At 68.7% G+C, this 14,120-nt stretch carries 14 protein-coding genes and 1 CRISPR repeat array (1 of these 15 only partly in view); of the genes, 1 reads left to right on the top strand and 13 read right to left on the bottom strand.

The annotated features are described in order from the left end of the window. Nucleotides 1-105: a CRISPR direct-repeat array (repeat unit 29 nt; unit sequence CGGTTTATCCCCGCTCGCGCGGGAAATAC) (it extends 4,504 nt beyond the left edge of the window). An 82-nt stretch (nt 106-187) separates the two neighbouring features. From cas2e to ALA01S_RS12200, 12 genes are all read right to left on the bottom strand, one after another. Then, nucleotides 188-484 carry a type I-E CRISPR-associated endoribonuclease Cas2e gene (gene cas2e / locus ALA01S_RS12250; protein WP_066336658.1) on the bottom strand — a complete coding sequence of 99 codons (297 nt, stop codon included), beginning with the start codon at nt 482-484 and terminating at the stop codon, nt 188-190. Beyond that, complete coding sequence (gene cas1e, locus ALA01S_RS12245) at nt 465-1,394, bottom strand: type I-E CRISPR-associated endonuclease Cas1e (protein ID WP_066336656.1); 930 nt, start codon at nt 1,392-1,394, stop codon at nt 465-467. The genes cas2e and cas1e overlap by 20 nt, the downstream gene beginning before the upstream one ends. Further along, on the bottom strand, nt 1,395-2,099 hold the full coding sequence (gene cas6e, locus ALA01S_RS12240) for a type I-E CRISPR-associated protein Cas6/Cse3/CasE (protein WP_066336654.1): 705 nt from the start codon (nt 2,097-2,099) through the stop codon (nt 1,395-1,397). Continuing rightward, nucleotides 2,096-2,860 (bottom strand): type I-E CRISPR-associated protein Cas5/CasD, encoded by a 765-nt coding sequence (cas5e, locus tag ALA01S_RS12235; protein ID WP_066336652.1) that lies wholly within the window; start codon nt 2,858-2,860, stop codon nt 2,096-2,098. Before cas5e ends, cas6e begins: the two co-directional genes overlap by 4 nt. A 6-nt stretch (nt 2,861-2,866) precedes the next feature. After that, nucleotides 2,867-3,934, bottom strand: coding sequence for a type I-E CRISPR-associated protein Cas7/Cse4/CasC (cas7e, locus tag ALA01S_RS12230; protein WP_066336648.1), 1,068 nt, complete (start codon nt 3,932-3,934; stop codon nt 2,867-2,869). A gap of 48 nt (nt 3,935-3,982) precedes the next feature. After that, the gene (casB, locus tag ALA01S_RS12225) at nt 3,983-4,480 is read right to left on the bottom strand and encodes a type I-E CRISPR-associated protein Cse2/CasB (protein WP_066336646.1); all 498 of its coding nucleotides are present in this window, start codon (nt 4,478-4,480) and stop codon (nt 3,983-3,985) included. A gap of 9 nt (nt 4,481-4,489) precedes the next feature. Further along, nucleotides 4,490-6,130, bottom strand: coding sequence for a type I-E CRISPR-associated protein Cse1/CasA (gene casA / locus ALA01S_RS12220; protein WP_084267481.1), 1,641 nt, complete (start codon nt 6,128-6,130; stop codon nt 4,490-4,492). Nucleotides 6,131-6,424: 294 nt separating this feature from the next. Continuing rightward, entirely contained in the window at nt 6,425-9,277 is a 2,853-nt protein-coding gene (locus tag ALA01S_RS12215; protein WP_066336641.1) for a CRISPR-associated helicase/endonuclease Cas3, read from the bottom strand. Between the two features lie 201 nt (nt 9,278-9,478). Beyond that, nucleotides 9,479-10,918, bottom strand: coding sequence for an aminotransferase-like domain-containing protein (locus ALA01S_RS12210; protein WP_066336638.1), 1,440 nt, complete (start codon nt 10,916-10,918; stop codon nt 9,479-9,481). Nucleotides 10,919-10,935: 17 nt separating this feature from the next. Beyond that, nucleotides 10,936-11,100 carry a hypothetical protein gene (locus ALA01S_RS32940; protein WP_157118965.1) on the bottom strand — a complete coding sequence of 55 codons (165 nt, stop codon included), beginning with the start codon at nt 11,098-11,100 and terminating at the stop codon, nt 10,936-10,938. A 268-nt stretch (nt 11,101-11,368) separates the two neighbouring features. Beyond that, nucleotides 11,369-11,776 carry a DUF2784 domain-containing protein gene (locus ALA01S_RS12205; protein ID WP_066336635.1) on the bottom strand — a complete coding sequence of 136 codons (408 nt, stop codon included), beginning with the start codon at nt 11,774-11,776 and terminating at the stop codon, nt 11,369-11,371. 51 nt (nt 11,777-11,827) lie between these two features. Then, entirely contained in the window at nt 11,828-12,982 is a 1,155-nt protein-coding gene (locus tag ALA01S_RS12200) for a CaiB/BaiF CoA transferase family protein (protein ID WP_174548619.1), read from the bottom strand. Nucleotides 12,983-13,194: 212 nt separating this feature from the next. Here ALA01S_RS12200 and ALA01S_RS12195 point away from each other — a divergent pair, with 212 nt between their 5' ends. Continuing rightward, nucleotides 13,195-13,410: a hypothetical protein gene (locus tag ALA01S_RS12195; protein WP_066336632.1), complete on the top strand. Its 216-nt coding sequence runs from the start codon at nt 13,195-13,197 to the stop codon at nt 13,408-13,410. Nucleotides 13,411-13,468: 58 nt separating this feature from the next. Here the strand turns inward: ALA01S_RS12195 and ALA01S_RS12190 are convergent, their stop codons facing one another. Further along, nucleotides 13,469-14,104, bottom strand: coding sequence for a YgjP-like metallopeptidase domain-containing protein (locus tag ALA01S_RS12190; RefSeq protein WP_084267480.1), 636 nt, complete (start codon nt 14,102-14,104; stop codon nt 13,469-13,471). Between the last annotated feature and the right edge of the window lie 16 nt (nt 14,105-14,120).

The following is a 14,120-nucleotide window of genomic DNA, read 5'->3' as shown; positions in this document are numbered from 1 at the left end:
TGCGCAATAACATTTCGGTTTATCCCCGCTCGCGCGGGAAATACTTGCAATTATTCGGCCTATTTCTAGCGGATCGCGGTTTATCCCCGCTCGCGCGGGAAATACTCTATCTCTAACCCGTTGATTTTAAAGGTGTTTTTGCCCCGCTTCGGAGCTACCGAAAAAACGCCTGATGTAGATCAAGTTGTTAAGGAGCGTTGCCGGGCGACGGCGGGTGGAAGCTCACGAGCTGCACACCATCGAAATCCACCGGCATGCGCCGGTTGGCGCCCAGCGTCTTGAATTCGTAGCCAGCCTCGGCCGTGCTGCGCCACACCAGCACGGCGTTGCCGTCCTCCAGGCCTTCCTCCACCTGGCTCCAGATGTGCTCGCGCACCTTGCGGCCGTAGTTGCCCACGTACACGCCCGCGCGCACTTCCAGCAGCCATACCGCCAGCCGGCCGCGCAGGCGCGGCGGGGCGTTCTCAACCACGATGACCAGCATCGCCTATTCCCTTGTCGTCCGCGAAGGCTGGCCCAACCGCGTCGGCCGGTGCCTTGGGTGGAGTGATCTCGCCCGCGGCCAGCATGGTCTCGATGTCCGGAATGATCCGCTCCAGCAGCTTGGTCTGGCGAAATACGTCGCGGCAGGCCAGCCGCACGGCGCGCTCAGGGTTGCCCACGGGGTTGGACGCAGCCACCTTGAACGCCACCGGCACAACGGTCTCGAATTTGTAGACGTCGGCCACGTCATACACGAACGACAACGGCTTGCCCGTGTGAATGAAGCCCACCGCCGGCGCATAGCCCGCAGCCAGCACCGCCGCCTCCGTCACGCCGTACAGGCACGCGGTGGCGGCCGAGAGGCAGCGGTTGGGCAGGTCGGAGGTGTCCCAGGACTCGGGGTCGTAGTCGCGCCCGCTCCACTTCACGCCAAAGCGCTGCGCCAGCAACTGGTAGGTGCGCCGCACCCGGGCCCCCTCGATGCCGCGCAACTGGTCCACGCTGCGCCGCGCCGGGGGCTCCTCGCCAAAGCGCAGCGCGTACATCTTGCGAACCACCTTGAGCCGCAGCGCCTCGTCCAGCGCCAGCCGCGCCTGGTACAGCAGGCGGTCCGAGCGCGCCCCGCCGGGCTGACCGGCCGAGTACAGCCGCACCCCCGCCTCGCCCACCCACACCAGCAGCGTGCCCACGCGCGCGGCCAGCGCCGCGGCACGGTGCGACACCCGCGTGCCCGGCTCCAACATGATGCAGGCCACGCCGCCCACGGGGATGTGCGTGCGTATGCCCGTGACGTCCACCACCACGAAGGCGCCATCGAGCATGTCCACCTCGCCGCGCTCCACGAAGACAACGCTGATGCGTTCGCGCAGCGGGATGGGGCGCAGTGGGGGGAGGGGGGCGCCGGTGCTCATTCAGTCGTTGCCCGCGATGCGGCGCACCAGCAGCAGCCCGCAGCCGAAGGCCTTGGCATGGCCCAGACCCCGGCGCAGCACGGCGCCGAAGGCGGCGGCATCAGTCACGGCCAGCTCGCCACTGAAGTCCACCGACGTGAAACGCAGCGCGCCGTTCTTGTGCTCGTGCTGCTCGTAGGTTTCAACGCTCAGCGTGCCGTCCTCCAGCTTGAAGCCGTTGGCCTCCTGGCGCTGCCGCAGCCAAGCCGTGCAGTGCTCCTGCACCAGGGTGTGCATCGAGGGCTTGGCCGGGTCGTCCCGCCAGTCCGCCCAGCGCTGCAGGCCCCGTTCGGCCAGCAGCCGCCGCTTGACGTCCATCACCACGTCGTGGCGCAGCGACCGCCTGGGCCCCTTGTGCGTGATGGTCGGGTTGGCCCGCAGCTCGAAACGAAAGCGGTCGCCTTCGCGCACGTCGGGGTCGTAGGCCGAGGTGGCGATGTGCCAAGACTCGTGGCGGCCCTGCGGCGGGCGCTGCGATAGCAGGTAGAAGCGCGGCAGGCCGTCCACGTCGCGACGGCGGTAGAGAAAGTCCCGCGGCGTGCCCGGCGGTGCCGGGAACAGCCGCCACAGCCATTGGTGCTCGGCGTAAGGACCGGCGGCCCAGGCCTGGGCCGCCGCGCGCTCCAGCCCTTGCACGGGCGTGAGCACGCTGAAGAACTGGCTCATTGGGCTTTCTCCGGTGTCATGAACGTCACGTGCTCGGTGCGGTCACCGAGCTGCCAGCCGCGGCGGCGGATCAGGCGGTCCTTGCGCACGGTGCTGATGTCGGCCTGCAGCGTGGGGTCCATGCCGTCTTCGAAGGCGATGCGGATGACAGGAGCAGCCTCTTCCAGCACAGGCTCTTTGCCTTCATCGGTTTTCTCGGCGCGCAGTGCATTCAGCGTCGTGCAATAGCGCTTGAAAGCTTCCGGCAGCGTGGGCTCATTCATCAACTGAGGCCAGAGCGGGGCAGCAGGCGGGCAGCTTTTGCGGCCCAGGTAGAGCACCCAGCGCGGGCAACGCAGCGCGTCTGCCAGCGCCTGCAGGGTGTGCGGTGCCGCAGCGCGCGCCTGAACGGCGATCAGGCAGGCGGCGCCTTGCCGGTAATCGCGGGTGGAGAGGATGGTGCTCAGCTCGGTCTTGGGCATGCGCAGCTCGTCGCGCCGCGTGGCCTGCGGGCGGCGCTTGAGCGCCGAGCGCGGCGGCACCTGCACGGTGTGGTAGTCGCGCAGCAGCTCGCCGCCGCTTTGCAGGCCAATGGCGAAGCGGTAGCCGTCGCGCAGCGCGGCGTGCGCCGCCTCGTCGTCGCGCCGCACGCCCAGCGCTGCGCCCAGCAGGCCTATCAGCGCCGACAGCGACGGGTACTCGGCCGTGCCGCGGAATTCGCCCACCGCCGGCTCCCCCCAGGACGCCAGCGGCGCCTGGAGCTGGAAAAGAAGCAGGTCCATCGCCGCTTACTCGCTGACGAAGGCAACCAGCTCCTGCATCGAGCCCGTGCCTTGCTCCACGTCCAGCGCGCAGCGTGCATCCGCGCAGGCGCCATAGACCTTGTCGAAGTTCTCGCGGCGCTTCTCCAGCGCATTGACGGCCTGGGTCAGCATGTCGCGCTCTTCGCCGTAGGCGGTCACGGGCTTGTAGAAGGCCTGCACCAGCGAGCGTGGCTGCTGGCGGCCCTTCTCGGCCAGCACGTAGCTGGCGTAGGCGCGAGAGGCAAAGCTGTTCTGCATGCCGGTGGGCGCGACCTTGGCCACGGCTTCCACCAGCGCGGCCAGCGCGCGCTGGGTGAGCGCGTCGTCGCCGCCCAGGTTCTCCTTGAGCAGTTCGCGGTCTATGCACAGGTACAGGTAGAACAGGCCCGCGCCGTAGCCCCGCTCGCCGATGTGGCCCGCGCCGGTCTGTTCGCGGGTGTTGAGGTCGTCCACGGCGCTGAAGTAGTCGTCTTCCACCGGCGCCTTGTGCACGGTGATGGCGTGCGACACCTGCACGGCGGCCTCGACGTTGAACTCCGCGGCGTCGGCCAGCATGCGGCCGAACATGGCGATGTCCACGGCGCGGCGGGGCTTGACCAGCAGGTGAAGCTCGTCGCTGGTCGGCGGCGCGTCGCGCTGTTCGACAAGGCGTTTCACCAGCGCGTCTATCGCCTCGCGCTCCTCCGGGCTGAAGTGCGCGAGCTGTTCGATCTCCAGGTCTTCGTCGTTCTCGGTCTTCTTCTCCGACTTGGGCTTGCCGAACTGCTGCGCGATCTGCTTGGCCCACTCGCGCGCCAGCTTGTCGCTGATGCCTCCGGCCTTGAGCGCCTTGAAGACTTCCTTGCCCATGGCCTTGGTGCGGGTGCCCAGGTGGCCGGCCAGCGCGCCTTCGAACAGCTCGGAGGTGCGCCAGGCCCGCTTGAGGCTTTGCGACGAAACGCGCAACCGCACCGCGCCCCCCACCAGCGCGGACTTGGGCCGGCCGGTGTCATCGCGGTTGAGGTTGGCGGGCGGGTAGCTGGTGAGCACGTGGAGCTGGATGAAACGGGACATGGCGCTTTCCTCCAAGGAATGGTGTTGGTGTGTCAGGAGCAGGTGGGCTCAATTTTTGGACGGGGTCCAGCGGTAGGCGTAGGCCCAGCGCTTCTTGACGTTGTCGCCCCAATGGAAAACGTCTATGACCAGTTGCAGCGGGTCGGTCTTGTGATCGATCAGCGGCAGCACACGGCGCAGACCGGTGAAGAGCGCGTCGATGTCGGGCGATTCGAGCAGGCGGCGAAAGCGCAGATCGCTCACCGGGTTGCGGTCCGAGTCCGAGGGCTTCTCGCTCATGGACTCAGGCAGGCTTTGGCCGCTCTCCACCTTGAGGTGGGCCAGCAGCGCCACAGCGGCGGCAAAGCAGTCGCGCCGGTAGTAGCTCCAGTCTCGCGAGCCGTCCACGCGGGAAAGCAGGCGCTGGTAAGCCGGCAGCATGGCCACGTCCGTGACGGTGGCGGCACGCCGCAGGGTGGCCCGATCTTCGCGGTGCTTGTCCAGACCCTGCCACCACTCGTAAATCGTCTTGCCCGCACCTTCGTCCTTCTTGAACTGGATAGCCATGCGTCCTCCTCAGGCCTTCTCGGCCGTTTTCTTGGCGCTCTTGCGGGCGGGTTTGGGGTCAGTTGGAAGGCCCAGCGCGGCCTTGAGCTTGGGGCCAGCCAGGTTCATGCATAGCTGACGTCTGGCCTGAGCGATGCGTTCAGGCTTCTGCCTTTCCACCGGTCCTGCGCCCACGATGACGGTGTCGAACAGCGACAGCGCGGCGCCCTGGATCACGCCGTGCCAGTGCTGTGCGCGGTCCACCCGGCCACCTTCGGCATTGGCGCGGGCCACATCGAGCCGTTGCCGGAGTTGCGAATAAAACGCTGGTTCCGTGCGGCTCCAGAAGCTGGCGTCCAAGTGGCTGAAGTCGCCGCGCGCATCTGCGCTGAACCATGCGTCTTTGACGGCGTTGCGCATGTACGAGGCCGCCAGCTCCGCGCCGGCAAGCCAATAGCCGATTTCGCCTTCAAGCTCTTTGTAGGTGCCCTCGTCCTGTTCAGGCAGCCCGTACAGCGGCAGCGTGGCTTCGTACCAGCAGCGTGCCTTGGCGTTGTCCATGTCGAAGCCGAAGGCCCACAGGCGCAGCCGGTCGGGCAGCTTTCGCGTGAGCCGCGCCAGTGCGTACTCGACCATGGTCGCGGGGCGCAGGTGCTTCTTGTCCGTGCTGTAGCCCAGCACCCAGCCCAGCCAGTGCCGGTAGCCGATGCCGCCGGGCTGCGGGTGCAGCGGCAGCCAGCCTTCCTTGCTCTCGTAGTAGGGCGACAGCGGATGGTTCCAGGCGCCTTTGTAGTTGAGGCCGTAATTGCGCGTGACGTAGTGCTGGACAAGGCGTTCGCTGTGCCGGCCGCACAGGTCGCATTCGCCTGCGATCACGTTGTCGAAGTCCAGGCGTATGCGGCGCGGCATGCTCCAGTAGACGTGCGCGGGGTGGACCTGCGCGGGCGCCGTGGCGCCATCGGCCTTTTGCAGCGCCGCCACGTCGGCCAGCCAAGGAAAGCTGAAGCGCGCATCGGTCCGTGCCTCATCGCAGTTGGTGGCGAGGAACGCCGGCCGGTCGCGCACGTTGAGCCAGAGGTTGTGCCAGAGCGAGCGGGGGTGGGCAGAGGTGGACTGCGTGACCAGCAGCGTGGTCAGCGGCCCGCCACCGCGCAGCCCGGTGCGGTGGCCCACGCCGCCGGCGGGCGCGTTGAGCTGCAGCGTCAGCAGCGCCTGCGCCGCGCAGTGCGGGCACAGCGCACGCACATGGCCGCGCTTGATGAAGTGGTCGGCGTTGTTCTTGACCGTGTTCTCGCCCGGCGTCTCTATGAGCAGGTTGCCTATGCCCAGGGCTTCGCCATCCGCGGCGCGCAAGGTGAAGTCCTGTAGGAAGCGGGCGCCTTCGCCGTCCAGCCGAAAGGCCGTGGCATGAGGCTCGAACCACTGCCGCAGCGTTGCTGTGTCCGGCGGCGAGTTGAAGAGTTGCTGCCAGCGCGCCGGCCTGTCCACGTCTGTACTGACCTGCAGCAACCCGATGGCGAACTGCGCCAGCGCACCATTGAAGTCGGCCCGCGGAGCATCGAAGGCGGCGATACCGGGGTCCGAGAGCTGCAAGGGGCTGATCCAGTCGCGCGTGCCGTCGTGACGGCGCACGGGCAGCCAGGCCTCCTCAAGCAATGAGAGTGAATCCATGGTCCTCCCTGTGGGGTGCGTCAGGCGGCAAGCCGCCTTGCGCCGGTTTCGGCCGGCGTCGCTGGGTGCCTCCCTCCGAGGTCTGTGGAGGCGAGCGCATCGTAGACCATCTGAATCAAAAACGGAAGTGCGCAGCCGGCTATGAAAGAAGAAATAGAAGTCGGCGGCAATAAACCGGACAGCCGATCCCTGCAACGCGTGCAAGATGGCGGCTTCTGTTCCTGCATCGGCAGGGATGAACCATGCGCGGCCGGTTCCGAGGCGACAGCGATGGTGTTCCCCACCCCTGTGGGGCTACGCGCCGGACGGGGAACCGTCCGGCGTTTCCTCCGCCAGCAATCCCATCTGTTCGTCGTAGCGCCAGGTCCGCAGCCGGCCAGGCTGTTTTTCGTTGGGTGGCGCTCCCAGCGCCTGTCCAACCCATCGGCCGTTGACCAGTTCAAGCGGCAGCACCACCACCCAGCGCCCCTTGCCGGGCAGGCTTTCCTTGGCGGCGTTCAAAGCCGCGAGCCGCTTTGGAGAAACCGGGTCAGGTACTTCCGCAATCTGTCGCGCCGCCATTCGCACGCTGCTGTAAGCCCAGGCATGGCGGCGCTTCTCATGTGGGAACCAGGGGCGCAGTTCGTCGCCCTCCCAACAGGCCAGCAGGACTTCCTTGGTGTCTTCGCCCAGGCGTGAAGGGGTCTTGGCGTCTTCCAGCCAGTCGGTGACCGAGCGGGCGTAGCCGCCACCCGGCTTCACGCAGTTCTCCCGGGCCAGGCTGATGTCGCCATAGCGCTGGCCTTCGGCTGCGTTGGCGTTGCCTCGCAGGCCTTCCGGAACGTCTTGGTCGCTGCCGAATACGCCTTCCACGAGGCCACGTGCTTGTGTAGGAAAGGACACGGCTACGTCTTGCAGCAGCCGTGCAGTCAGCCACAGCTCGCCGTGGTGCGGATACACGCGCCATGCTTTCGGAAAGGCTTGCTTGACCCAGGTGGAGGCGGGCCGGTCCGTCCACTGCGGGCCGTAGACCAGGACGCAAGGCGTGCCACGCCCATCCTTTGCTTCGGGCTCGGTCAGGCGCTGACCGTTGGCATCGCGCACATGGCGGCGCAGCCGTCCGGTTCGCTGCAGCACTCGGTCCATGGGCGCAAGGTCGGTGACCAGCACGTCCATATCGATGTCCAAGCTCTGCTCCGCTACTTGAGTGCAGATCAGCAGCCGGCCACGGCGGTCGTCAGGAGTGCTGCGAGGCCCGAAGCACTTGAGCACTTGGGTTTCCATCGCCAGCCGGTCGCCCAGCGCGAAGCGGGCGTGGAAGAGAAGAAGCTTTTCCGGCGGCAGCTTCGATGCGAACAGTTGGTGCGCCTCCATCGCATCAGCGACGGTGTTTCGTATCCACGCGACGCAACGTCCGGCAGCCAAGGCCTGTTCGATCTTCTCAATGACGGCGTCCTGCGAGCTGAGAAATCGAAACTCCACGGTGCGGCTGACGTCTGGCCGGGTCGTTATTGGCTCTTCGTCAAGTCGCTCCGGTTGCGACGGATTCCAGCTCGTTACCAGCGGAAAATCGTCCTTCTCCACCGGTGGTGCCTGCTGGAGCCCGCAGCCTTGAGCAAAGGCTTTGAGCAGCGATTGCTTCATGGCTTGAGGCAGCGTGGCGGAGAGCAGCACCGCGCTGCCCTCAGCCTGCGCATGCAGCCGCAGCAGCATCTCCAGGACGCCTTGCATGTAGGCATCGCACGCATGCACTTCATCCACCACCAGCACCTTTCGGAACAAACCCAGCAGCCGCAGCGACTGGTGGCGGCTTTGCAGCGCGCCCAAAAGCGCCTGGTCTATGGTGCCGACGCCGGCCGGCGCCAGCAGGGCGCGCTTGCGGTGGTCGGCCAGCCAGGCGGTACAGCGGGCTGTGGCGGTGTCGTCCTTCTGCCTGTCATCCCGTTCTTCTTGGCCGGGGCGGACCACCGACGCCGCGAACTCCTCCACCAGGCTGCTCTTGCCGTGCGGCAAGGTGAGGCTGGCGATGCCGTCGAACAGCGTTGCGTACACGTGCGCGATGCGGCCATACATGGCGTTGGCCGTGGCCATGGTGGGCAGGCCGATGAAGAAGCCGTCCGCGGCACCTGCGGCCATGAGGCGATGCACCAGCATCACGGCCGCCTCGGTCTTGCCGGCGCCCGTCACGTCTTCCAGGATGTGAATCTGCGGGCCGTCTGAAAGCGGCATCTTCGCGGCCCAGTCCTGGAGCGGCGAGGGCGTGGCGATGGAGGGGAACAGCTTGTCGAAACTCAGTTCGCCATGGCTTTCGACGGGCAGCACGCCGCTGTCATCCAGCGCCAGCACGGCGAGCCGCCGTGCACGTTCCCAATAGGCATCGAGCGAGGGCGCAGGCTCGGCGCAGTAAGTGAATACCTCGGCGTTGGAGCCTATCCAGTCGGCCATGACCGCCAGCCCGGCCACCCACCATGAAAGCTCCATGCTCGCCAGGCGGAAGGCGTTGCCGCCTTGCAGTGTCGGAATGCCCGAGACGCCATCGCGCAGGAACAACCGGCGCATTTCGCCAGCAAAGTCGAGGATGGCTGCTGCGTCTTGCTCGTCAAAGAAGAATGTCCACGCCTTATCAATCTCCTGTGGAGGCTGTCCGTGATGGCCCGTGACGGCGCGGGCCCATGCATTCAAACCATCTTCCCTATCGAAATCGTCATCGAAGCAACCATTGCGAGTCAGCTCAGCAAGCAGCCGTTTGTTCCAAAACAGCATGCCGAGGCTGTCGTGGCGAACGGTGTATGCCTTGTCTCTCTGTGGGGCCCGTTCTTTGAATCGGCTCAATAAATCTTCACGCTGGCGCTGGAACGCCTCCGAAAACTTGCCCAAGTCGTGCAGCGCCATCCAGAAGGCGATCCAGCCGTAGAGGTGTTCGTCGGACTCAATTTTCAGCAGCGCTTTGAAATGCTCGCGCAGCGTTTGGTGTCGGCGCAGGTACTCGACGGCCACTGCGGCGACATCCAGGCAGTGATAGGGCAGCAGATGGCAAGGCGGGCCGCTTTCCTCTTCCTTGCGCGCTTTGCCCCAGTACCGGAAGTAGGCTGGCGTCCCAGCGGGAAACACTGGCCACGCCGTCAGGCTGGACAGGCGCTGGGGAGGTTGCTGCACGGCTTCGTCCATCTGGACCCTCACGGTGTTGGTGTGCGCAATTCTTCGCGCCTCAATGGCTCATGGCATGAGCCAGCTCAATCCGCTTGGAAACCTTGTGGTCCGTGCCCTACAGGACTTTTCTGCTATTGACGTTCACCAATGGCGGCGCAGGCCGCCGCCATGGCGTCGAAGCTTCATGGGCAAATGCAATGGCGTCATCCGCCCGCCCCCTCACCCCCGCGCCGCCCTCTCCACCGCCCGGCGCCCCACCTCCACCGCGTCGAAATGCTCCCGCAAATAGCGGCTCAAGCGCACGTTCTGCGCGTGGACCACGTTGAAGCGCACGCAGTTGGCGTGCTCGGCCAGGGTGCTGAAGGTCGGGCCGCCGGCCAGCAGGATGGCTTGCTGCCAGGCGTCCTTCACCAGCGGCTCCAGCGCCACGCCCGCGGGCAGCCGGCCCCACAGGAAGAGCCCGCCCTGCGCCGGCTGGTCGAAGGCCAGGCCAACGTCCTGCAGCACGGCCAGCGACGCGTGCCGCGCCCCGGCCAGGCGCTGTTGCAGCCGCTCCATGTGCTTGCGCACCCGGCCGCCGGCCAGCAGCTCGGCCATCACCGCCTCGTTGAGCGTCGCCCCGCTCAGGCAGGCAAAGATCTTCTGCCGCAGCAGCGGCTGCAGCACCGCGGGCTCGGCCGCCAGGTAGCCCACGCGCAGCGCGGGGCTCAGCACCTTGCAGAAGCTGGAGTAGTAGATGACGCGCGACAGCCCCGCCAGCTGCGCCAGCGTGGTGCCGGGGCCGGGCAGGAGGTGGCCGTACACGTCGTCCTCGGCGATCAGCAGGCCGTGCTGCTCGGCCAGCGTCAGCAGCCGGTACAGGTTGGCGGGCGAGGCGGTCCAGCCCGTGGGGTTGTGCAGCCGCGTCTGTATGAAGGCCAGCCGCGGCCGGTGCGCGCGCAACGCCGCCTCGAACCGCTCCAGGTCCACGCCCTCGGCCACGCGCGGCACGCCCACGATGCGCGCGCCGCTGTCGGCCAGGCGGGCCTGCAGCAGGTGGTAGCCGGGGTCCTCCACGATGACGGCATCGCCCGGCTTGACGAAGGCGCGGCAGATCAGGTCTATGGCCTGCGTGGCGCCGGCCGTGGTCATGATGCGCGCGGCGTCGGCCACGATGCCCTGGCCGCGCAGCAGCGTCGAGAGCCGCTCGCGCAGCGCCGCGGCACCCTGCGCCGGGCAGCGCGCGGCCATGCCGCCGGGGAGGCCGTCGAAGGCGCGCTGCAGCACGCTGCGCGGCACGGCCTCCTGCAGCCAGTTCGCGGGCAGCGCGCCGCTGCTGGCCTGCAGCAGGCCCACGGGCAGGTCGTGGGCCTGCTGCGCCATCCACACCGCGTCCTGCTCCACGCCGGCTTCGATCAGCGTGGCCTCGTCGGCCGGCCGCGCGCCGGGCTGCGCCACGAAACAGCCGGCCGTGCCGCGCGGCTCCAGCCAGCCTTCGGCCACCAGCCGGTCGTAGGCCACCACCACGGTGTTTGGGCTCACGCCCAACTGCGCCGCGAGCTGCCGTATGGAGGGCAGCCGCGCGCCCGGGGCCAGCCGGCCCTGGCGCAGCAGCGCCAGGAGCTGGCGCTCTATCTGCTGCGCCAGCGGCAGCGGCGAGTCGCGGTCCAGGGTGAACATGGGGTCGTGCTTCCTTTTCAGGGCAGCCGGATGGGGGGCAGCGGGCTGCCGTGGCGCTCCAGCCGGCGCTGGCGGCGCTCCAGCTCTTCCAGGCTGGCGGCGCCGGCCAGCCAGCGGCCGTCCTCGTCCAGCCGGGGCGCCAGGCCCGTGCGCCGCAGCCATTGGGCCAGGGCTTGCGCCATGCGCCGCCAGGGCCGCCGGGCGCGGCGCGATGGTACTGCGGGGGCGGTGGAAGGCGGGGCGAGCGCTTCGCTGCGGGTCATGGCGGCATCTCCGGTTGGGCTATGCCGCCACCGTATCGGCGCGATGCCGCCGCACCAAGGCACAAGCCGCCGCGCGCGGCGTGGGACTGTGTCAGTGCGCGCGCTGATACAGCCGCGCCCGCCGCGCCCGCCGCGCCCGCCGCGCCCGCCGCGCCGCGGCCCTGGTTGCGCGCGCATCGCCGCCGGTTCAGCCCGGCGGCGGGTGCTGGCGGTGCCGGCGCACGCGCGAGGGCCGCATCGACAGCCAGCGCGCATACAGCGCAGCGTTGACGGCCAGCACGGTGAGCGCAATGCCCCATTGCAGCTCGCGCGTGAGGCCCTCAGGGTAGAGCAGCGGCAGCAGGTAGTGCTCGATGAAGCTGCCCTCGTAGCCGCGCGTGCCGGCCAGGGCGCGCAGGCGGTTTTCCAGCGGCGTGAGCGGGCAGGGGCGGTCGCCGGCTTCCACGTAGAAGCCCCACAGCAGCGCCGGCAGGTGCAGCCACAGCAGCCGCGGCCAGCGCGGCAGCAGCGCGGCGCCGGCCGCCACGAACACCATGAACAGCAGGTGCAGCAGCACCACGGCGTCGGCGGCCCAGGCGTACAGGAGCGGGGGCATCAAGGTCCCGGTGTGGAGGCGGTGCGGGCGCGGCGGCGGCGGTGCGCCGGCTCAGGCACAGGCGCCGACAGCGCGCAGGGCGGCCACGGCGTCGTCGCCATAGCCCAGCTCGCGCAGCAGCTCGGCGCCGTGCTCGCCCGGGCGCGGCGCGGGTGCGGGCTCGCGTCCGGGGGTGCGCGAGAAGCGCGGCGCGGCGGCGGGCTGCACCTCGCCGGCCATGTTCACGTACACGCCGCGCGCGGCGTTGTGGGGGTGGGTCTCGGCCTCCTGCAAATCCAGCACGGGGGCGAAGCAGGCGTCGCTGCCCTCCAGCAGCGCGCACCAGTGCGCGCGTGGTTGCGTGCGCATCAGCGCGGCGATGCGCTCCTTGAGCGCCGGCCAGCGCGCGTGCTCGTGCTGGTGGGCGGGGTCCACGTCGTCCATGCCCAGGCGGCGCAGCAGCTCGGCGTAGAAGGGCGGCTCCAGCGCGGCCAGGGTCACGAAGCGGCCGTCGGCGCACTCGTAGGCGTCGTAGAAGGGCGCGCTGCCCAGCAGCACGGCATGGCTGCGTTCGCTGGGCCACCAGGCGCTGCCGCGCATGTGGCGCACCATGGCCGAGAGCGCGGCCACGCCGTCCACCATGGCGGCGTCCACCACCTGGCCCCGGCCGCTGCGCTGCGCCTCCATGAGCGCGCACACCAGGCCGAAGGCCAGGAACATGGCGCCGCCGCCCATGTCGCCCACGAGGCTGGGCGGCACGGTGGGTGCGGCGCCGTCGCGGCGCGAGAGGTCCAGCGCGCCGGTGAGCGCAACGTAGTTGAGGTCGTGGCCCGCGGCCTGCGCCAGCGGGCCGCTCTGGCCCCAGCCGGTGACGCGGCCATAGACCAGCCGCGGGTTGCGCGACGCCGCGGCGTCCGGCCCCAGGCCCAGGCGCTCCATCACGCCGGGCCTGAAACCTTCTATGAGCGCGTCGGCCGACTCCAGCAGCCGCCACGCGGCCTCCAGCCCGTCGGGATGCTTCAGGTTCAGCGCGATGGAGCGCTTGTTGCGGTCGGTGGCCACGCGCGGCAGCACGCCGCTGGCGGGCGCGGCGGCGCGCTCTATGACGATGACGTCGGCCCCCATGTCCGCCAGCAGCATGCCGGCCAGCGGGCAGGGGCCCAGGCCCGCGAACTCGACGATGCGCAGGCCCTGCAGCGGGCCTGCGGCGGCGGTGTTTCTTCCCATGCAATGTCTCCGGTGCCTTCGTGCGTTTGCCGCAATTGGGCGGCATCTTCGGTCCGTATCAGCTTGTTTGGAAACGTCAGCATGGGGTGTGATGTGTTGGAAATTCCTTGGCTTGGGACGCAGGCGGGTATTTCCCGGGGGCAGGGCATGGCCCTTGCCGCGGATGGGGGGCGGACATGCTGGTCCGCGTGCAAGCAGCAGAAAGGATCGACATGCCTGACGCGAAAAGCCCCGCCGGCCCCGGCAAGTCCACTACCGAGCGCCGCGAGGCCGCCACGGAGCGCGAAGAGCTGGAGGAGCTCCTCACTCCTGACGACGAGGACGGCAACTACACCAACGCCCCCCGCGCGGCCGAGCGTGACGCGCATGTGGGCAGCAGCGACAACCAGGGCTCGGTGCCCAAGAGCTCGAACACCAAGCGGCCTTGAGCCGCTCCTGTTCTTGACTTGAATGCGGGCGGCCTTCCCGTGGGCCGCCCGTTTCGTTTCAGCCGGCCAAACGGCCCTGCAGCTCCAAGTGCGTCAGGTACAGCCGCAAGTCGAATTCGAGCTGGTGGTACTCCGGCTCCATGTAGCAGCACAGTTGGTAGAAGGCCTTGTCGTGGTCCTGGTGGCGCAGGTGGGCCAGCTCGTGCACGGCAATCATGCGCAGGAAGGCCGCGGGCGCCTCGCGGAACAGGCTGGCGATGCGTATCTCGCGCTTGGCCTTCAAGCGCCCACCCTGCACGCGCGACACCAGGCGGTGCGTGCCCAGCGCGTGCTGCAGCAGCCGTATCTGCGGGTCGTATTGCACCTTGGCCAGCGGCTCGCTGCTGCGCAGGTGATTTGTCTTGAGCGCCTGCACGTAGTCCCACAGCGCGCGGTCGGTGCGCACGGTGTGGCCCTCGGGGTAGCGGCGCGCGATCAGCGCACCCAGCTTGTTCTGGCTGATGAGCGTGCTCACCTGCGCCAGCAGCGGCTCGGGATAGCCGGCCAGGTATTTCAGGCTGGCCAGCTCAGGCGCGCCGCTTGCCTCTTGGGCAGGCGCCGCGTCGGCAGGGTGGGAGCCGGGCGGTGGATGCGCTGAGCCGGCGGGCTCGCGCCGGCGTGGGGCCGGCGGGCGGCGGGATGCGGATTCGGACATGGGCGGCGATGCTAGC

It is taken from the genome of Azohydromonas lata NBRC 102462 (genome assembly GCF_001571085.1).
Taxonomy (GTDB): Bacteria; Pseudomonadota; Gammaproteobacteria; order Burkholderiales; family Burkholderiaceae_C; genus Azohydromonas; species Azohydromonas lata.
Note: the sequence above shows the minus strand (reverse complement) of the source record. Positions and strands in the feature narration are given on the sequence as shown.